We start from the raw sequence: 18186 nt of genomic DNA on the forward strand, positions 1-18186 counted from the left end.
GTTTGGCGAACCTAAAGATATGTTTCCGACTCTGACGTTATATTTGGGCTCCGAGGCCGATACACATGTTACCGAACGACACCGTCAATATACTCTTTGTTTTTTCGGGTCTGAGTAAACATTTTCAGTGATGGGCTCCAAGGGACGACTATGGCAACCAGAATCGCACAGCGGCGAGAGCGGCTCTACGTCGACGGCGAGTGGCTCGAGACCGAGAACGTACTGTCGGTTTCGGACCTCGCCGAGGGCGGAACCTTCGCGCAGGTCGCCGCAGCAGGGCCGACGGAGGCTCGAGCGGCCCTCGCGGCCGCCCACGAGATCAAACCAGAGATGCGAGAGACCACGGTCGTCGAGCGCGCCGAGTGGTGTGAAACGATCGCCGACCGACTCCGCGGGCGCGAGGAAGAGCTCGCGGAGGTCATCGTCCGCGAGGCGGGCAAACCAATCTCGTCGGCCCGCGGCGAGGTCGGACAGGCGGCGGAGCGGTTCGATCGCGCGGCCGAGGAGGCGCGCAACATCGTCAGCAAGGGCGAGTACCGCGAGGGATCGACGGCGGGTCACGAGGGCTGGCAGGCGATCGTCAAGCACGAACCGATCGGAGCCGTCCTCTGCATCACGCCCTACAACTACCCGCTGGCGACAACGGCCCTGCAGGTCGCGCCCGCGCTCGCGGCCGGCAACAGCGTCCTGCTCAAACCCGCGAGCAAGACGCCAATTTCGGCGGCGATCCTCGCCGACGTCATCGCCGACGTTGACGGTATTCCGGACGGCGCGTTCAATTTCGTCCCCGGCGAGGCCAGCGAGATCGGCGACGTGCTCGCCGGCGACGACCGCGTCAACGCGATCGCCATGACCGGCTCCTCGGGTGCGGGCAAACACGTCGCCCGCGAGAGTGGGATGGTCAACCTCCACATGGAACTCGGCGGCAACGCCCCGGCGGTCGTCTTCGACGACGCCGACCTCACCGACGTCGCGGGCAACTGCGCCAAGGGATCCTTCAAGTACGCCGGCCAGCGCTGTTCGGCCATCTCGCGCGTGCTCGCCCACGAGTCGGTCCACGACGACCTCGTCGACCTGATCGACGGCCAGATGGACGCCTGGCAGGCCGGCGACCTCTTCGACGAGGACACCGCCTTCGGCCCGCTCATCAGCGAGGACCAGGCCGACTGGGTGGAGACACTCGTCGAGGACGCCCTCGAGAAGGGAGCCGAGCTCGTCCGCGGCGGCGAGAGGCGCGCCCCCGAGGGCGTCCCGGACGAACTCGCGAACCAGTTCTTCGAACCGACGCTGCTCGCGAACGTTCCGCACGATGCCCGCATCGTCGACGAGGAGCAGTTCGGTCCCATCGCCGCGATCACGACCTTCGAGGACGAGGCCGAGGCCCTCGAGATCGCGAACGGCTCGGACCTCGCGCTCGACGCGGCGGTCTTCACGAACGACTACAAACGAGCGATGCGGATGGCAGAGCGCATCGACGCCGGCGCGGTTCGGATCAACGGCGCGCCGAGTCACGGCCTCGGGGACGTTCCCTTCGGCGGCAACAAGGACTCGGGGATCGGCCGCGAGGGCCTCGACGCCTCGATCCACGCGATGATGCGCGAGAAGAGTATCATCCTGTAGGTCGGCCGACCGATATCGATTTCCGCCCGCTCCGCCCCCGCTTCGCACTCGCTCTCGCGTCCTCCTCCTTAGAACGAGACGGTTTCGGTCATGAGAACGCTTTTCTCGCCATCTCCGACGGCGACGACGGTGATCGTCGCCGACGTACCGGACTCGTACTCGATCGTCTCGGCCTGGCCGACCTCGGTCAACTCGACGCGGACCCCGCTCTCGTCGCGCACCTCGACCCGATCGGCAGTGCCGCTCGAGTGATACATCACGACGACCGCGTTCGGTTTTCGATTGGTATCGAGGCTCACCCCCGCGTACGGTTCCGTCGGTCGGCTACCACGTTCGGCGAACAGGTCCTGATACTCGTATTCCTCAGTCGGGATCGTTTTCGTCGCGATACCGACGTTGCCCTCCGTTTCGACGGTCATATCGTCGGACTGATCGGCCAATGATTCCTCGAACTCGTCCGTCCCGTCGGCGTCGGCATAGATGCCGATACCTGAATACGTCGTCGTCTCCGCACCGAGCGTCCACGAAACGGCGGCCCCGACGCCGTCGTCGCTCCCTTCGTATTCGCCCCACAGGAACGTCCCGCCGCCGACTCGCTCGGCCAACTGCGCGAAGTTCCCGTGCGCATCGATTCGGCGATCGGTTCCCTCGACGCCCGCCGCCAGGATCGCCTCGAGATCCGCGCCGTCGGCGGGGCTCACGACGACCGTCTCCGCGGAGACGGCGATCGAAACGTCGTCGCGCTCGAAGACCTCGAAAGCGCCGGCCGCCGACTCGAGGTCTGCGTCGACCGCATCGGGATCGAACGAACCGGAGACGACGACGTTCCCGGCAACGCCGTTGGAACCGAACCTGCACACGGAGTCCACTGTCTGCTTGCCATCAGCTACCTGTTCGACGACCTCGCTGCTCTCTCCGTCCGGCAGCGTCGGAACGGATTCGACCACGTCCGCTCGCAGGGCATTCTCGTACTGCCGAACCGCGGTGAGGTCCCGGTAGTGAAACAGGAGCTCCGAACTCCCCGATGTGGGGACCCAGCGCTCGAGGGGAGACAGGTCGCTCCCGGCGTTCTCGTCGCTCTCGTCCGGTTCCTCCGAGTCATCGGTCCCGTCATCTGAAAGGTAGTCGAGACAGCCCGCACCGAGTGCGCTGAGGCTCGCCCCGGCCGCGAGAAGTCTGCGGCGTGAACTGTATTTCATACGAATGTATTCGGTTTGTAATAGCCCTTATATATAGTTTACCTGTCGACAGAACTACCGCCGTCGGCGGTGGACACTCGAGCATGTCTTCCGACGTTCTCGTCGCTGGCGAAACGCTCATCGACTGGGTTCCCGAACGGGCCGGCCCGCTCGAGGACGTCGCCGGCTTCGAGCGTCGTCCCGGCGGTGCCCCCGCGAACGTCGCCGTCGCGCTCGCCCGACTCGGGGACCCGCCGCTGTTCTGGACCCGCGTCGGGGCGGACCCGTTCGGCCGGTTCCTCGAGAGGGTCCTCGAGGAACACGGTCTCTCCGACCGGTTCGTCGAGCGCGATCCGGACGCGAAGACGACGCTCGCATTCGTTACGCACGACGAGACCGGCGACCGCTCGTTCACCTTCTATCGCGACGGCACCGCCGACACGCGCCTCAAGCCCGGCCGGATCGACGACGAGACGCTGGCCGACTGCGAGTGGGTTCACGCCGGCGGCGTGACGCTCTCGAGCGGGCCGTCGCGCGCGGCGACGCTGGATCTGCTCGAGCGAGCCGCGGCCGCGGGCTGTACGGTCTCGTTCGATCCGAACCTGCGGCCGGAACTGTGGCCGAACACGGGGGCGTTCGTGGGCGTAGTGGGCGACGCGCTCGCCCACGTCGACGTCTGTCTCGCGACGGCGGCGGAACTCGAGGCGCTCGGTTTCGCGGGTGAGTCACCGACCGAGCACGCGCGAGCGGCGATCGAAGGCGGACCAGTCCACACCGTCTTCGTGACGAAGGGTGACGAGGGCGCGATCGCCGTCGCGGACGACGGTGCGCCGTGGGCCGCGAACACGGTCGATCACCCGGGGTTCGAAGTCGAAACCGTCGATACGATGGGGGCCGGTGACGCGTTCGTCGCCGGAGCGATCACCGCCCTGCGGAACGGGCGACCGCTCGCGGACGCGGTGGCGTTCGCGAACGCGGTCGCGGCGACGGCGACCACTGCCAGGGGAGCGATGGCGGGGTTGCCGACGCGCGAAGCGGTGCGCCCGCTGCTCGAGGGCGGGTCGGATTGATGGATCGACGTTCGGAGCACTGACGAAGTGAACCGCGTGGTTGCAAGCCGGAGTGCTATCCGGGTTTGTGGCGGAGAATGCGGTATGGGTATCAACGTTCGCGGCGCGGTTCCCTTCGCGAAGTCGATCGTCGCGGGGATCCAGGAGAAGAACGTGACGTTCATGGCCGCAGGCATCGCCTATCAGGCGTTTATCTCGTTGATTCCGCTGCTCGTCCTCGTCTTCTTTCTCGTCTCGTTCGTCGGCGACGAGGCGCTCGCCCAGCAGGTCTCTTCGACGACCGAGGGATTCCTTCCCGAGAGCGGGCAGATCATCCTCGAGGACGGGATCGAAGGCGATACCGGCAGCGTCGGCACGTCGATCATCGGACTCGTCGCACTCCTGTGGGGGTCGTTAAAGATATTCCGCGGACTCGATACCGCCTTCTCGGAAATCTACGCGTCGACCGGGGATAACTCGCTGGTCGACCAGTTGCGAGACGGTGCCGTCGTCTTCGGAACGATCGGCGTCGCGCTGGTCGCCGCAGCGGTGACGACCATCGTCTTCGCGTTCTTCCCCAGTATCCCCTTCATCGGACTGCTGAATCCGCTGTTGCTCGTCGTCGGGTTGACGATCGCCTTCCTGCCGATGTACTACCTCTTCCCCGACGTGGACGTCTCCGTTCGCGAGGTGCTGCCGGGCGTCGTCGTCGCCGCCGTCGGCTGGGCGGCCCTCCAGTCGCTGTTTCAGATCTACGTCGCCGTCTCGAGCAGTTCCGAGTCGGCCGGGCCGATCGGGGCGATCCTGCTCTTACTGACGTGGCTTTACTTCGGCGGCCTGATACTGCTCGTGGGCGGCGTCGTCAACGCCACCCACTCCGGTCACATCGATATCGATGCCGACGAGTCGGCTGCCGGAGACGAGTCACTCGAGGGAATTCCCGAAGACTCGGATCGCGGCCCCTTCGTCGATTCGAGTCGGCGCGACCGCGAGCACTTCGAGGCCCGACTGACCGAACTCCAGCGGGAGCGCGATCAGTTGCGAAACGATCGAGACGCCCAGCGGACGCGTCGGTTCCGACTCGAGGACCGCGTCGACGACCTCGAGGCGCGGCTCGATCGCCTCGAGGCGGATAACGGCGAGCTCGAGGACGAAAACGAGCAACTCCGCCGGGAACTCGCGGCCCGTCAGGGTTCCCCGTGGCGACGGCGAGCGCGCGGCGTCCTGAGACGAGTTCAGACGCTGAACGTCGGTGTCGTCGGCGGTCGAGACGACTAATGGAGGCCGTGCGTGGTCGGCGACTGCCGGAGAACCGTTCTACTCCGTTTGTCATGTCCTTCATCGGACGTCCGGTAGGGGCGGTGCGCGTATCGGTCCGAATCCTATGTTCGGTCAGTGAGCAATACGGGTGCAGTCACGAGTAGTGTGAGCAGAATGCCTGCCCCGATGATCGCAAAAAACGCGTCCGATGAGCTCTCCGTCACGACATAATTATACGACAACGCAACCGCTGTCGTTCCAGAGATAGCCATAAAAAGCAGTCGGCGAATTTCTGAAGACCAGCCGTCAGCGAATGCAGTCATAGCATACCGTTAGGTGTCGGTGTACAAATATATTCGGGCGAGTTGACACGTTCGCGTGGTGATTGGACCGACCATTCAGATCACGCGAGCGAAACGGATACCGCGACATCTACCCCGTGAACCCATCTGCGATCCGAGTCGGGACATCTTTGTAAGTCCCCGTTCCACCGAAAACCGTGTCCCATCCAGTCCGTGACGTTCGGCGCCGGATCCAGACGGATCACGCGTCGATCGTCGACGGAATCAACAGCTGTGCCGACGCGGTCGCCGACCCCTGGGATACCTCGCGAACGACCGATAGCCAGACGGTCGCCGACGGACTCCACCGCCTCCTCGAGGAAGCCGGGATACTCGAGGCCCTGCCGGGCGTCCTCGCCGATGTGATCGAAGCGTCTGGGTACGACCTCCCGGTGAGTCCTGTGGCGGGACCGCCCTACGTCGTCGTGACGAGCCGTGGCCCCGTCCTCCGGGCGACGATCGATCCCGGGCGGCTCGTGATTCGGTTCGACGCGTTCGAGGTGGTTCGCGACTCCGACCCGGATCGCCCGCCGGCCTATCGTCGACTGGATGGAATCCGACTCGAGGTCTCGCTCGAGTGATCGCGTCGCGGGTCGCCGCGCACCATCGACGACACTGGACCGACAGCACTCGACCAGTACCGCTCGCAACGACCGGACTACTAACTCGGCTCGCTATATCGCCAGTTTTTGTTAACAGACTCGACCATCGAAGCTCGAAGTTAATAAAATAGGCCAACGAGATAATAACCCTTATACTCCGGTAGACCGAGTTTCGAGTATGAACGTGACACGACGCGCGTTGCTCAAGGGGGGAGCCAGCGCGGTCGCCGCCGGCACCGTCGCCGGCTGTCTCGACGACATCGATGCATCGAGTGCGGACCTCGAGACCGGTTATGCCGCCTTCTTTACCCTCTGGGACTGGGCCGAACAGGTGAGCGGTGACGTGATCGAGTTCGAAAATCCGGTCGGGACCGGACAGCCCGGCCACGGCTGGTCGCCGGGCGGCGATCTCACTCGAGATATCGCCGACGCCGGCGCATTCGTCTACTTCGATACGCCGGAGTTTTCCTGGGCACAGAACATCGCGGCGACGCTCGAGACCGACTACGACGCGGTGACCGTGATCGACGGGCTCGAGGGACTCGACGATCAGTTGCTGGGCTGGGACCGCGAGGCCGGTGGCGCTGGTGGCCACGATGGAGCGTCGCACGACGACGGACACGAACACGATGACGGGCACAATCACGACGGACACGATCACGACCGATCGTCGATCGACCCGCACGTCTGGCTCGACCCCGTGCTCGCGCAGGATATCGTCGACACCATCGCGTCGGGACTCGCCGACGCCGACCCGGACAACGCCGAGACCTACGAGGAAAACGCCGCCGCGTACGCGGACGAGCTCGCAGCCCTCGACCAGCGGTTCGAAGCCCTCGTCGACGCGGCAGACCGTCAAACCGCCGTCTTCGCCGGCCACGACTCGTTCACCTACCTGCAGGAACGCTACGGGTTCGAACTCCACACGCCGACCGGCGTCTCTCCGCAGGAAGAGCCCAGCCAGGACGCGATCTCGGCGACGATCGACCTGGTCGAGGAGGAGGGGATCGAGACGATCCTCTACAGCCCCTTCGAAGACCGCGACGGCGAGTACCCGCCGCTGGTCAACACCATCATTCGGGACTCCTCCCACGAGATCGACGCGATGCCGATCACGCACCTCTCGGGAACCCTCGTGACGTGGCAGGACGAGGGGTGGGGCTACCTCGAGCAGATGGAAGAGATAAACGTCCCCGCGTTCAGAGAGGCACTAGACGCACAGTGACCGTCGTCGATCTCGAGAACGTGACCTTCGCCTACGGCGAGCAGCCAGCGGTGAAGAACGTCTCGCTGCGGGTCGAGGAGGGCGACTTCCTCGGGTTGATCGGCCCCAACGGCTCGGGTAAGACCACCCTCCTGCATCTCATGCTCGGACTGCGCAGTCCCGACAGCGGCTCGATCGAACTATTTGACGAACCCGTCGACGACTTCAACGACGGCGAGCGGATCGGCTACGTCTCCCAGCAGGCGACCAACCGCGGCGGCTCGATGCCGGTCACCGTCCGCGAGGTCGTCACCATGGGCCGGTTCGCCCACGCGGGCCACAGCCGACTGACCGACGAGGATCACGCGGCCGTCGACGAGGCCCTCGAGACGGTCGCCATTACCGACCTCGCAGACCGGCAGGTCAATCAGCTCTCCGGCGGCCAGCGCCAGCGGGCCTACATCGCACGCGCGCTGGCCTCCGAGGCCGACCTGCTAGCGCTCGACGAGCCGACCGTCGGCGTCGACGCCGAGTCCCGCGACGCGTTCTACCAGTTGCTCGAGTCGCTCAACGAGTCGGGAATCGCGATCATCCTGATCGAACACGATATCGGCGTCGTCACGGACCGGGCGAGCCGGATCGCCTGCATCAACACGGAACTGTACCACCACGGCGACACCGAATCGTTCGTCGAGAGCGACGCCCTGACCGAGGCCTACGGCGCGACGGGACAAGTCATCCATCACCATCACTGATATCGATGACGCGACACCATTCTCTCCGCCGTCGGCTCGAGCACGTCGGGATCGGCCTCACCGCGATCGTCGCAGTCGCGATGGTTGGCCTGCTAACTATCGATGCGTTGCGCGAGGCACCCATCGTCGGCATGCTGTACGATCAGGCCCGAATCGCGGGCTGGTGGGCGGATCACTACCTCGGGACGAACGTCTTCTACCATCCGTTCATGTGGCGCTCGATCGCGACGGGGATCCTGATCGGGGTCGTCGCGCCGCTGGTCGGGACCTATCTCGTCCACCGAGAGATGGCGCTGATCGGCGAGACGCTGGCCCACACGGCATTCGCCGGGGTCGCGATCGGGCTCGTAGTGAGCGCGACGACCGGCTGGAACGGCTCGCTGATGCTCGTCGCGCTGGTCGTCGGCATCCTCGGGGCGCTCGGTGTCCAGTGGCTGGCCGAGCGGACCAACACCTACGGCGACGTGCCGATCGCGATCATGCTGACCGGCAGCTTCGCCGTCGGCACGCTGATCATCAGCTACGGTCGCGGGATGACCGGGTTCAACGTCGAGGGCTATCTCTTCGGGAACATCTCGGTCGTCACCCCCTCGGGGGCGCGGCTGATGGCCGTCATCAGCGTCGTCGTCGTCGTCGTTACCGTCGCGACCTACAAACAGCTCCTGTTCATCACCTTCGACGAGCAGGCCGCCCGCGTCGCGCGGCTCAACGTCACCTGGTACAACACCTTGCTGATCGTGATGACGGCCGTAGTCGTCGTCGGCGCGATGCAGATCCTCGGCGTGATCCTCGTCGCCGCGATGCTCGTCGTCCCCGTCGCCGCGGCCACGCAGATCGCCCACAGTTTCCGGGAGACGCTCTACTGTTCGATACTCTTCGGACAGGTGGCCGTCATCGGCGGCTTCGTCCTCTCGATCTCACAGGGGCTGCCCACCGGCGGCTCGATCGTCGTCGTCGCCATCGCCTGCTACCTGCTCGCGATCGCCGCCTCGAGCCGGTCGACGGCCGCGATTTCGGCGCACTGAGGACGTCACACGCGGGTTTCAGTACGAAACTCGTCCACGAGGTGGAGAACCGCACCGATTCCGGAGCAGCCGATCCCGACCGGAACGAGCAGGAGTCCGATACCGGACCCCGACGTGAGAAATGCGGGCGGAAGCCCGCCGACAACCTGTGCGATCAGCATCGGGACGACGAGCAAGACGACGGAGAGGCCGCCGGCGACGGCCCCTATCGAGAGTAACTGTTGCGACCGGTCGGCCGGATCCCAGAACTGCGTGACGAGAAACAGGAGTCCCGCCTCCGCGAGTGTGAGGACACCGATGATGAGACACAGTATCACGAAGAGGCCGACGAGACCGGCCGCGAACCCGTCACCGGGCGGGTCTTCGGGAATCGTCGTGAAGTACAGCGCCGCGGTCAGCAGACTGACCACGCCCAGCAGCGCGGTGGCAGCGGCGATCGAACGGGGGTGAGGGCGGTTCATGGGGACACCATTCGGTTGACATGACACCGTGATAATGGTACCGACAGCGGCGGCCGATCGGTCCTTGAGCGCGGCGCTTTCGGGCGGCTGTGCCTCGTCCGGGACGGTCCTCGCTGTGAAACCGGTCCGGCATATGTACGATCTCGCCTCCTCGCGGGCTGGAACACGCCGCACGTTTAACACGCTCCTCGGCCAACCTGCGAGCGATGGGACGGTTATCCGCACTCTTCGATCCCGACGCCGTCGCCGTGGTCGGCGCGACCGACCGCGAGGGCGCGGTCGGCCGGGCGATCCTCGAGAACCTGCGAGACGGGTTCACCGGCGATGTCGTACCGATCAATCCCTCGCGCGACGAGGTGCTCGGGCTCGAGTGTTATCCGGACGCGTCGAGCGCGCCGCCGATCGATCTGGCGGTGGTCGTGGTGCCGCCCGAGATCGTGATCGAGTCGATCCGCGACCTCGCCGAGGCGGGCACCGAGAATGTCGTCGTCATCACCGCCGGCTTCTCCGAGACGGGCAGCGAGGGAGCCGAGCGCGAACGACAACTCCGTGCCGTCGCCGACGAACACGACCTCAACGTCGTCGGGCCGAACAGCCTGGGGATCATGGCCACCTCGAACGGCATGAACGCCACGTTCGGCCCCGAGAGCGCTCTCGAGGGCTCGATCTCCTTCATGAGCCAGTCGGGCGCGTTCATCACCGCCGTCCTCGACTGGGCCAACGAGCAGGGGATCGGCTTCCGGGACGTCGTCTCGCTGGGCAACAAGACTGTCCTGGACGAGACGGATTTCGTCCGCGAGTGGGGCGACGACCCGGACACAGACGTCATCATCGGCTACTTAGAGGACGTCGGCAACGGGCAGGGATTCATCGAGGCCGCCCGCGAGGTCACTGAAGACACCCCGATCGTGCTCGTCAAATCGGGCCGGACGGACGCCGGCGCGCAGGCCGCTTCGTCCCACACCGGCGCGATCGCCGGCAGCGAACGGGCCTACGAGGCCGGCCTCGAGCAGGCCGGCGTCATCCGCGCCCGCTCGGTCCAGGAACTGTTCGATTACGCGCGAGCGCTGGCGGGGCTGCCCGAACCCGAATCGGACGGCGTCGCCGTCGTCACCAACGCGGGCGGTCCCGGCGTTCTGACGACCGACGCCGTCGGCGACTCGCGCCTCGAGATGGCCTCCTTCACCGACGAGACGATCGACACGCTGGCCACGGCGATGCCCGACGAGGCCAACGTCTACAACCCGATCGACGCGATCGGTGACGCCGACGTCGACCGGTTCGGCGAGGCCCTCGAAATCGCGCTCGAGGATCCGAACGTCGGCAGCGCCGTGGTCGTCGCCGCGCCGACCGCGGTCCTCTCGTACGACGACCTCGCCGAGCGAGTGATCGAGACGCTCGAGGCCCACGAGACGCCCGTCGTCACGTGTCTGATGGGCGGGAAACGAGCTCGCGACGCCGAGGAGACGCTCCGGGAGGCCGGCGTTCCGAACTACTTCGATCCCTCGCGGGCGGTCTCGGGGCTCGACGCGCTCGCCCGCTTCCGCGATATTCGCGAGCGAACGGTCGACCAGCCCGTGACGTTCGACGTCGATCGCGAGCGCGCCCGGGAAATTTTGGCGCGAGTCCGGCACCGGGACGACAACCGACTCGGCGTCGAGTCGATGAATCTGCTCGAGGCCTACGGGATCCCGACGCCGGCCGGCGAAATCGTCGACGATCCTGACCGCGCCCGCGAGCTCGCCGAGGGGATCGAGGGCGACGTCGTCATGAAGATCGTCAGCCCCGATATTTCGCACAAGTCCGATATCGGCGGCGTCAAGGTCGGCGTCGCCGACGAAGACGTCTACGACGCCTACGAGGACCTGATCTCGCGGGCGCGCAACTACCAGCCCGACGCGACGATCGTCGGCGTCCAGATCCAGGAGCGACTCGACCTCGAGACCGCGACCGAGACCATCGTCGGGATGAACCGCGATCCGCAGTTCGGTCCGTTGCTGCTGTTCGGGCTCGGCGGTATCTTCGTGGAAATCCTCGAGGACACGTCGGTCCGCGTCGCTCCGATCGGCGAGGGCGAGGCCCGCGAGATGGTCGACGAGATCCGGGCCGCGCCGCTGTTGCGCGGAGCTCGCGGCCGAGATCCGGCGGACGTCGAAGGTGTCGTCGAGACAATTCAACGGCTCTCGCAGCTGGTGACGGACTTTCCGTCGATCCTCGAGCTCGATATCAACCCGCTCGTTGCGGGCCCGGAGGGCGTACAGGCAATCGATCTGCGACTCACCGTCGATGCGGACGAACTCGACGCGGACGAACCCGACACGGAGGAACCATGACCGATACCGACACCGATCCAGAAGTCGATACGACGGAGACCGACACTGACAGCGACAGTACGGCCGGCAACACCGCCGTCGAGACGCTGCTCGTTAGCTCACTCGAGGAGAGCACCGGCAAGACGGCCATCACGCTGGCGCTCGCGCGGCTCGCGGCCGCCGAGGGCGACAGCGTCGGCTACATGAAACCGAAGGGGACCCGGCTGCAGAGCAACGTCGGAAAGACCCTCGACGAGGACCCGCTGCTCGCCCGCGAGTTGCTCGAACTCGAGGCCGAGATACACGACCTCGAGCCGGTCGTCTACTCGCCGACGTTCGTCGAACAGGCGATCCGCGGCCGCGAGGACCCCGACGAGCTCCGCGAGCGCGTCCGGGAGGCGTTCGAGACGCTCGCGGCCGATCACGACCGGATGTTCGTCGAGGGCGGCGGCCGGTACGACGTCGGCGGGATCGTCGACCTCACGGACGCCGACATCGCCGACCTGCTCGATGCGCGCGTCCTGCTGGTCGCACCCTACGAAATCCCCGCGGACATCGACGACGTCATCGCCGCCGCCGAGACGTTCGGCGATCGACTCGCCGGCGTCGTCTTCAACGACGTTCCCGACGCGGCCTACGACCAACTCGAGACGGACATGGTCCCGTTCCTCGAGGGGCGCGGGATTCCGGTCCACGGCGTGCTCCCGAGCGAACGGGAGCTATCGGGCGTGACGGTCGCCGAACTCGCGGACGAACTCGGCGCGTCGGTACTCGTCGATGAAGGGCAGGACGGCTACGTCGAACGCTTTACCGTCGGTGCGATGGGGCCCGACAGCGCCCTGCGACACTTCCGGCGGACGAAAGACGCCGCCGTCATCACCGGCGGCGACCGCGCCGAGATTCACACCGCGGCGCTCGAGGCTCCCGGCATCCACTGTCTCATCCTCACCGGCGGCCACCGGCCGTCAGGAGCGATTCTCGGGCAGGCCAGCGAGAAGGGCGTCCCGATCCTCGCGGTACAGACGGACACCCTCACGACGGTCGAACGGGCGGAGGATATCGTCCGTAGCGGCCGGACTCGAGACGCCGACACCGTCGACCGGATGGAACGGCTGCTATCGGATCACGCCGCCGTCGACTCGATTCTGGGGTAGGCTCGAGCGCCGGTCGATTCCGGATCGTGCTCGGCTCGATCGACTCGAATCGTTCCGGTCGTCTACTCCCGTCTCAGTCGTCTGAACCGCCGATAGAACCTGTCGAAACTACCGATGAACCAGTCGGAACTGTCAATAACGTCGGCCGGATCGGTCGCGTTCGGACGACGGCTATCGCGTCTGACCAAAAGTTAAGAGTCCACCACGCATGAGGCCAGACATGGACGACACTCCCCAAGAAATCACGTCCCTCGTCGGCCGCGAGGTCTACTCGAACAACGGCGTCTTCGTCGGCGAAGTAGAGGATCTTCGGCTGAACGTCGACAGTGAAGCCGTCACCGGACTCGCGCTCGCAAACCTGAACAGCGAACTGTTCGCAGACGAAGCCCGCAGCGGACAGGGCATCATCGTCCCCTACCGCTGGGTCCGCTCCGTCGGCGACATCATTCTCATCAACGACGTCGTCGAACGCGTTCGCGAACCAGACGAGGAAGAAGACGAACTGGTGGCGTAACTCGATTCTGCGGTCGTCTTCGCGTTAGCTCCCGTTCGAGCCTTCGCTGCTGCCGCCTTCGACGCCCATCGCGTCGAACAACGTCCGTTTGACCGCTTCCTCGGTCAACTCGAGCAACGTATCCTTCGTGTCCTCCGAGATTTCGATTCCCGTAAAGATCCCCAGCGGGATCTCCGCGCTGGCCTGCGTGGAGTGGCCGGCCGTCTCGCCAATCTCGCCGTAGGCGTCGGCGAGCACCTTGCCGATGTTGATGCGGATGTCCTTCGACCGACCGGCGAGGAAAATCGTCTCGTCGGCGATACCGAAGACGGCGGTCGTGGTGACGCCCTCGAGATTGAGCAGGTGGCTGGCGGCCTGGGTCAGCGCCTCGCGGTCGCGAACGAAGCCCGCATTGGATACGAGGTGACTCCCCTGCACGTCGCGGTTCGTGATGGCCTCCGCGAGCACGTCCAGCGTCTCGGGGGACATCGACGGCGACTCCACTTGCTCGAGAGTGTCGTGGTTCGCGAACGGATAGAGGTAGGCGGCGGCGGTCAGATCGGCGGGGGTCGTGTCGCGTTTGAAATCCAGCGTCTCCGCACGGATGCCGTAGAGCAAGGCCGTGGCGACCTCCTCGGAGACGTTCATATCGAACTCCTGAATGTACTTCGTCATAATCGTCGACGTCGAGGACATGTTCGGCCGGATGTCGACGAACTCGGGTTCGAACTCGTCCTCGGCCTCCGCTTCGTGGTGATCGATGACGATGTCAACCGGGAGGTTCATCTCGCCCGAGGTCGCGTGATCGACCAGCGCGACGGTGTCGTAGACGGAGTGCTCCTCGATCTCGTCCCACTGAACGAGGTCGATTCCGAGCAGATTGACGAACGCCCGGTTCTCCTGATGGCCCACGTCGCCCAGATAGATGATGTCGGATTCGATTCCGAGATGCTCGGAGATCGCCTGTAGCGCCGCTGCGCTGGCGATCGAGTCCGGATCCGGGCTGTCCTGGGTGACGATCGCCAGCCGCGTCGACGTCTGTTCGACGATCTTGGAGAGTTTCCCGGCGTTGTACTCGAGCTCGCCGGACTCGAGGGCGCGGAGGGCGGATTCGGCGATGACCGTGGAGGGGTTGATGACGATGTCGGCCCCGAGTTCGGAGAGCTCGTCGCCGGAAACGGGATCGCTCGCGCGAGCGACGATGAACTGGTCACCGTTGCTCTCGCGGATGTGTTCGACGGCGCGCTTGTTGGATTCGACGTCCGACGCGAGGATGAGGACGACGTCGCGGTCGGCCACCAGGTCGGCAACGCCGGATTCCCGAATGTCGGCCGTTCGGGCGTCCAGGTCCTGATCGCGGAGCGATTCGACGCGACTCTCGTCCCGATCGACGATGAAGACGTCCTTCCCCTGTTCGACGAGTTCCTCTGCGACGGCGTAGCCCACGCTCCCACACCCCAAGATAGCGTAGTCAGATATCGACGAAATCGTAACCCCCGTACTCATATGCCCGATGGTCGGACTGACCGCACTTAACGCTCCCGAAGAGTGGCACAACATGACGGTTCGGACTGGATGACTCGAGGACTGCCACGCCCGTGGATCACTGCCACGCTGCCTGCCAAGGGAAACGTATTTGAACGACCGAAGGAAAGTCGCAGGTACAGGGCCGGTAGCTCAGTCCGGCAGAGCGTCTGACTCTTAATCAGACGGTCGCGTGTTCAAATCGCGCCCGGCCCGCTCCCTTACCGTACGATCACGAAGTGGTAGATGCTGTTCTTTGGATTAGGACGGTTATGAATCACGAAAAGATCGTATATGTACTGAAGCAAGACTTATCATATAATAGTTTAGTTTTGCGTCTATGTCCAGTAAGAATAGCCCCGAAAACGGAGGTTCAGGAGAGATCGTCCCCGCTGGTGTCCTCTTGGTGAGTCTCATTTTTGGGGGCTACATCGTTTGGAACCGCCCGTTTGGTGGTAGCACAGGCTGCGTCTGGTGGATCTTCCTTGCGGCCTCCGTGTTAGGACTCCTCTATGTGGGATGGGGATTTAGAGTAGTTACCAAACAATCAGGCGTGTTCGCTGCGGTGAACTGGTTGTTTAACGACTCACACAATGACAAATCACGATCTTCGCCGTTAAACAATACTACTGAAAAAACACCACCACCGCCGGAGAGTCTAAAAAATGAACTCTATTTTCAACGAGCCGATAGACGGTGTGAGTGGTGTGAAGAAAGAGTGGACTCGCCCGACGTACACCATATTATGCCGCGATCTGAGGGTGGGCCGAATATGCCGAAGAATCTGATCGTCCTTTGCCCAAATTGTCATCGAAAAGCGGACAGCGGAACTATCAGTAGGTCAAAGTTAAAGTATAGGGTGAACGAACAATTAGCTGACTTAGAAGTATAACCATGGCAACTGTACGGAGAGATGGCAAATGGACGCTTGAAAAGGATCAGGAGGGAGTGTACGCTGTTTGTGAACGCGGTGACCTACGCGCTCGAATAATCACAGACGACTATGAACCACAGGGTATACTGGACGATGTTACCTCCAACGTGATGACGGAAACCATTGAAGTTCGTAGCTTCAAGGATGCAGAACAGGAGTTCCAAAACTACATAGAGAAAGCGGAGAGTAGTGGATTCAGCCTTTTCTGACTCGAGCCGACGATCGCATCGTCTGGCTCAGTAGTGCGTCTCAGCGAAATCCGAAACGAATCGAACCACTCAGTATGACGCGACGCGAACTGTCGTGTTACCGATCGTCTCGAACCCCGTCGGGGAAGTCGTTGTTCGCGAGGGAGACGGAACCGGAGCCGCCAATGATAGTCAGAGAGCTCACATCATCCACGGAGTCGGCATAACAGTTCTCGACCGTCACGTTGTCCGCACCGTTGACGACGATCGGCGTGTGCGTCGTCTCGAACTCGGAGTTGACGACGGTGGCGTCGTCGCCCCGAAGCTCGAGGCCGCGGCGTTTGTTAGAGCCGCGCTGTTCGACCGAGAGTCCGTCGAACCGACAGTCGTTTCGGTAACAGAGGATCGCGTGGCGCATCGTCGATCCGTCCGCGTCGCCGGTGATTCGTACGTCCTGCAGGTCGACCGCTCCGGCGTCCTCTCCCTGGATCTGAACTGCGTTGGCGCTCCCGTCCATCTCGATGTCGACGTCCTGGATCGCCGTCGCTCCCGCCTCGGGGTCGATCCGGATCCCGTTGTTCAACCCGTTGGCGACGGAAATCTCCGAGTTCGTGATCGAGGTGGTGTCGACGCCGTTCATGATCCTGATCGCGTCGCCGTTCGGTTGGTCGATGTCGATACTGATGCCCTCGAGTGCGAACTGGTCCCCGTGATCGAGCCGAATCGCGTGCTGGCCGTTCGAGTCGTGCGGATTCTCGTCGACGACGACGGTTGCGTCTCTGATCGTGCCCGTCGCGCCGCCGAGGCGGATCGAGGCGGTCCCGCTGTTTCGGAACCGGCCGCCGTTGACGTCGATTCGACCGGTTTCGTTCGAGGCGTACAGTCCGGTGCCCGGAAAGCCGCCGAGCACGCAGCTGTCGAAGACGAGCGTTCCGCGGTGATTTGGGTCGACCCCGATACCGGTCGGTCCGCGCCACATGTTCCCCGCGTTCGGCGTATCCTCGACGTGAAGGCCGCCGTCGGCCGCACAGAAGCGTTCGACGAGACCGCGCCCGTCGGAGTCGGTGATGTCGAACCACCCCGGCCCCCACGTCCCGCTGTCGTGGATGCCGTGGATGAAGACGTTCCGCACGACGAGACCATCCTCGACCACGGCACTGAGGACGCGGATCCCCGTGTCCGACGCCGTCTGATCGACGCTGAACCCCGCGAAACGGAGGTCTCGACCGGGAGTGTTGCTCGTTCCCATCCGGAACAGGCGATACTGCGGGCCGTCGAACTCGTGGTAGTTTGCCGGGATCAGTGTCGCGTTCTCGCCGACGAAGCCCACGTTCTCGAACCCGGTGAGTCGGAGCTGCTCGTCCATGTAGTACTGCCCCGCCGGGAATTTGAGAAGCGTGTTGTCGCCAACATGTTCGCGCAACACGGGCGTGACGGACTCGTCTCCCCCATTGTCCGCGCCGGCTTCGACTACATCGACGACCGTCTCGTATTGCTGTTCGTACTGTTCTTCACCCTCGGCCGCACCCGCCACCCCGGCAAGTGAAAGCGTCGAACCGAGTCCGACAACACAGCCTTTCAGATACGATCTTCGACCGAACTGCATCGTTCGTGAGTCGTTTGAAGTCACGACTGCCGTTCGGAAACGGTGTCTATTACGTATAATTGAGGTAATTCAATTCGAATCCACCAAATCGATCGAACAATCGTCCAGACCGTCCCTAACGGAGCTCTCGAGGGGATATAACCTGGATCAGCGCGTCGATCGCTACAGTCCTTAGCAGCGAGTTAAGCGATTGCACAGACGGACTCGGAGAGCGCAACAGTTTCGCACGCGCGGAGGATCAACGCTGAATCCTGAGCGGCCGACCTATAAGAAAAGTAACATCGTCCGCTCGAGCAACTATGTCCGCCGATACCCTCACTTGCGAGACGATCGCGTTTGAGCGTATCAGCCACGTACGCAGGGTGGCCGGCTATGCCGACCACCAATCCGTGGCGGCAAAGCCGCCAGTCCATCTCGAGACCGCGCCGGGCGACGACATCGTATTCGTCCCACCGATCGACGACCACTTCACGACAGGTC

16 protein-coding genes and 1 tRNA gene are annotated in these 18186 nt (G+C 64.0%); 13 read left to right on the forward strand and 4 right to left on the reverse strand.

What is annotated here, in order from left to right; genetic code table 11:
* Nucleotides 1–150 precede the first annotated feature (150 nt).
* Complete coding sequence (locus HYG81_RS32860) at nucleotides 151–1620, forward strand: aldehyde dehydrogenase family protein (protein ID WP_180840392.1); 1470 nt, start codon at nucleotides 151–153, stop codon at nucleotides 1618–1620.
* A gap of 68 nt (nucleotides 1621–1688) precedes the next feature.
* Here HYG81_RS32860 and HYG81_RS32865 read toward each other — a convergent pair whose 3' ends face one another.
* Nucleotides 1689–2819, reverse strand: a complete 1131-nt coding sequence (locus tag HYG81_RS32865) for a hypothetical protein (protein ID WP_180840393.1) — start codon at nucleotides 2817–2819, stop codon at nucleotides 1689–1691.
* 83 nt (nucleotides 2820–2902) lie between these two features.
* Between HYG81_RS32865 and HYG81_RS32870 the strand changes: the two genes are divergently transcribed.
* From HYG81_RS32870 to HYG81_RS32895, 6 genes are all read left to right on the forward strand, one after another.
* Nucleotides 2903–3868, forward strand: a complete 966-nt coding sequence (locus HYG81_RS32870) for a carbohydrate kinase family protein (RefSeq protein WP_180840394.1) — start codon at nucleotides 2903–2905, stop codon at nucleotides 3866–3868.
* Nucleotides 3869–3952: 84 nt separating this feature from the next.
* The gene (locus HYG81_RS32875; protein ID WP_180840395.1) at nucleotides 3953–5125 is read left to right on the forward strand and encodes a YhjD/YihY/BrkB family envelope integrity protein; all 1173 of its coding nucleotides are present in this window, start codon (nucleotides 3953–3955) and stop codon (nucleotides 5123–5125) included.
* Between the two features lie 481 nt (nucleotides 5126–5606).
* Entirely contained in the window at nucleotides 5607–6029 is a 423-nt protein-coding gene (locus HYG81_RS32880; RefSeq protein ID WP_180840396.1) for a DUF7988 family protein, read from the forward strand.
* Nucleotides 6030–6228: 199 nt separating this feature from the next.
* Nucleotides 6229–7275 carry a metal ABC transporter substrate-binding protein gene (locus HYG81_RS32885; protein ID WP_180840397.1) on the forward strand — a complete coding sequence of 349 codons (1047 nt, stop codon included), beginning with the start codon at nucleotides 6229–6231 and terminating at the stop codon, nucleotides 7273–7275.
* Nucleotides 7272–8009 carry a metal ABC transporter ATP-binding protein gene (locus HYG81_RS32890; protein WP_180840398.1) on the forward strand — a complete coding sequence of 246 codons (738 nt, stop codon included), beginning with the start codon at nucleotides 7272–7274 and terminating at the stop codon, nucleotides 8007–8009. Before HYG81_RS32885 ends, HYG81_RS32890 begins: the two co-directional genes overlap by 4 nt.
* Before the next feature lie 5 nt (nucleotides 8010–8014).
* Nucleotides 8015–9034 (forward strand): metal ABC transporter permease, encoded by a 1020-nt coding sequence (locus HYG81_RS32895; RefSeq protein ID WP_180840399.1) that lies wholly within the window; start codon nucleotides 8015–8017, stop codon nucleotides 9032–9034.
* A 5-nt stretch (nucleotides 9035–9039) separates the two neighbouring features.
* Here the strand turns inward: HYG81_RS32895 and HYG81_RS32900 are convergent, their stop codons facing one another.
* Nucleotides 9040–9495, reverse strand: coding sequence for a hypothetical protein (locus tag HYG81_RS32900; protein ID WP_180840400.1), 456 nt, complete (start codon nucleotides 9493–9495; stop codon nucleotides 9040–9042).
* 206 nt (nucleotides 9496–9701) lie between these two features.
* On the opposite strand from HYG81_RS32900, the gene HYG81_RS32905 reads away from it, so the two are divergent.
* The 3 genes from HYG81_RS32905 to HYG81_RS32915 all read left to right on the forward strand — a co-directional run bounded on the left by HYG81_RS32905 (nucleotide 9702) and on the right by HYG81_RS32915 (nucleotide 13475).
* A complete protein-coding gene (locus tag HYG81_RS32905) occupies nucleotides 9702–11828 on the forward strand; it encodes an acetate--CoA ligase family protein (protein ID WP_180840401.1) in 2127 nt (708 codons plus the stop codon).
* Entirely contained in the window at nucleotides 11825–12961 is a 1137-nt protein-coding gene (locus tag HYG81_RS32910; protein WP_180840402.1) for a phosphotransacetylase family protein, read from the forward strand. The genes HYG81_RS32905 and HYG81_RS32910 overlap by 4 nt, the downstream gene beginning before the upstream one ends.
* Nucleotides 12962–13181: 220 nt before the next feature.
* On the forward strand, nucleotides 13182–13475 hold the full coding sequence (locus HYG81_RS32915; RefSeq protein ID WP_180840403.1) for a PRC-barrel domain-containing protein: 294 nt from the start codon (nucleotides 13182–13184) through the stop codon (nucleotides 13473–13475).
* Between the two features lie 24 nt (nucleotides 13476–13499).
* Here HYG81_RS32915 and HYG81_RS32920 read toward each other — a convergent pair whose 3' ends face one another.
* Complete coding sequence (locus HYG81_RS32920; RefSeq protein WP_180840404.1) at nucleotides 13500–14960, reverse strand: DHH family phosphoesterase; 1461 nt, start codon at nucleotides 14958–14960, stop codon at nucleotides 13500–13502.
* 160 nt (nucleotides 14961–15120) lie between these two features.
* Between HYG81_RS32920 and HYG81_RS32925 the strand changes: the two genes are divergently transcribed.
* The 3 genes from HYG81_RS32925 (at nucleotide 15121) to HYG81_RS32935 (ending at nucleotide 16121) form a co-directional block, all read left to right on the forward strand.
* Nucleotides 15121–15194: transfer RNA gene (locus tag HYG81_RS32925), tRNA-Lys, on the forward strand.
* A 529-nt stretch (nucleotides 15195–15723) separates the two neighbouring features.
* On the forward strand, nucleotides 15724–15870 hold the full coding sequence (locus tag HYG81_RS45775; protein ID WP_425607549.1) for an HNH endonuclease: 147 nt from the start codon (nucleotides 15724–15726) through the stop codon (nucleotides 15868–15870).
* A 2-nt stretch (nucleotides 15871–15872) separates the two neighbouring features.
* Nucleotides 15873–16121: a hypothetical protein gene (locus tag HYG81_RS32935; RefSeq protein ID WP_180840406.1), complete on the forward strand. Its 249-nt coding sequence runs from the start codon at nucleotides 15873–15875 to the stop codon at nucleotides 16119–16121.
* A 97-nt stretch (nucleotides 16122–16218) separates the two neighbouring features.
* On the opposite strand, the gene HYG81_RS32940 is transcribed toward HYG81_RS32935, so the two are convergent.
* Complete coding sequence (locus tag HYG81_RS32940) at nucleotides 16219–17706, reverse strand: hypothetical protein (RefSeq protein ID WP_425607550.1); 1488 nt, start codon at nucleotides 17704–17706, stop codon at nucleotides 16219–16221.
* Nucleotides 17707–18186: the final 480 nt, after the last annotated feature.

This window comes from Natrinema zhouii (genome assembly GCF_013456555.2).
Taxonomy (GTDB): Archaea; Halobacteriota; Halobacteria; order Halobacteriales; family Natrialbaceae; genus Natrinema; species Natrinema zhouii.

What these genes read in the sequence shown, in the direction of transcription:
- HYG81_RS32865 (WP_180840393.1), bottom strand. Translation starts at nt 2,819, where the DNA reads ATGAAATACAGTTCACGCCGCAGACTTCTCGCGGCCGGGGCGAGCCTC.
- HYG81_RS32910 (WP_180840402.1), top strand. Translation starts at nt 11,825, where the DNA reads ATGACCGATACCGACACCGATCCAGAAGTCGATACGACGGAGACCGAC.
- HYG81_RS32920 (WP_180840404.1), bottom strand. Translation starts at nt 14,960, where the DNA reads ATGAGTACGGGGGTTACGATTTCGTCGATATCTGACTACGCTATCTTG.
- HYG81_RS32940 (WP_425607550.1), bottom strand. Translation starts at nt 17,706, where the DNA reads ATGCAGTTCGGTCGAAGATCGTATCTGAAAGGCTGTGTTGTCGGACTC.
- HYG81_RS32905 (WP_180840401.1), top strand. Translation starts at nt 9,702, where the DNA reads ATGGGACGGTTATCCGCACTCTTCGATCCCGACGCCGTCGCCGTGGTC.
- HYG81_RS45775 (WP_425607549.1), top strand. Translation starts at nt 15,724, where the DNA reads ATGCCGCGATCTGAGGGTGGGCCGAATATGCCGAAGAATCTGATCGTC.
- HYG81_RS32895 (WP_180840399.1), top strand. Translation starts at nt 8,015, where the DNA reads ATGACGCGACACCATTCTCTCCGCCGTCGGCTCGAGCACGTCGGGATC.
- HYG81_RS32915 (WP_180840403.1), top strand. Translation starts at nt 13,182, where the DNA reads ATGGACGACACTCCCCAAGAAATCACGTCCCTCGTCGGCCGCGAGGTC.
- HYG81_RS32885 (WP_180840397.1), top strand. Translation starts at nt 6,229, where the DNA reads ATGAACGTGACACGACGCGCGTTGCTCAAGGGGGGAGCCAGCGCGGTC.
- HYG81_RS32860 (WP_180840392.1), top strand. Translation starts at nt 151, where the DNA reads ATGGCAACCAGAATCGCACAGCGGCGAGAGCGGCTCTACGTCGACGGC.
- HYG81_RS32900 (WP_180840400.1), bottom strand. Translation starts at nt 9,495, where the DNA reads ATGAACCGCCCTCACCCCCGTTCGATCGCCGCTGCCACCGCGCTGCTG.
- HYG81_RS32870 (WP_180840394.1), top strand. Translation starts at nt 2,903, where the DNA reads ATGTCTTCCGACGTTCTCGTCGCTGGCGAAACGCTCATCGACTGGGTT.
- HYG81_RS32875 (WP_180840395.1), top strand. Translation starts at nt 3,953, where the DNA reads ATGGGTATCAACGTTCGCGGCGCGGTTCCCTTCGCGAAGTCGATCGTC.
- HYG81_RS32935 (WP_180840406.1), top strand. Translation starts at nt 15,873, where the DNA reads ATGGCAACTGTACGGAGAGATGGCAAATGGACGCTTGAAAAGGATCAG.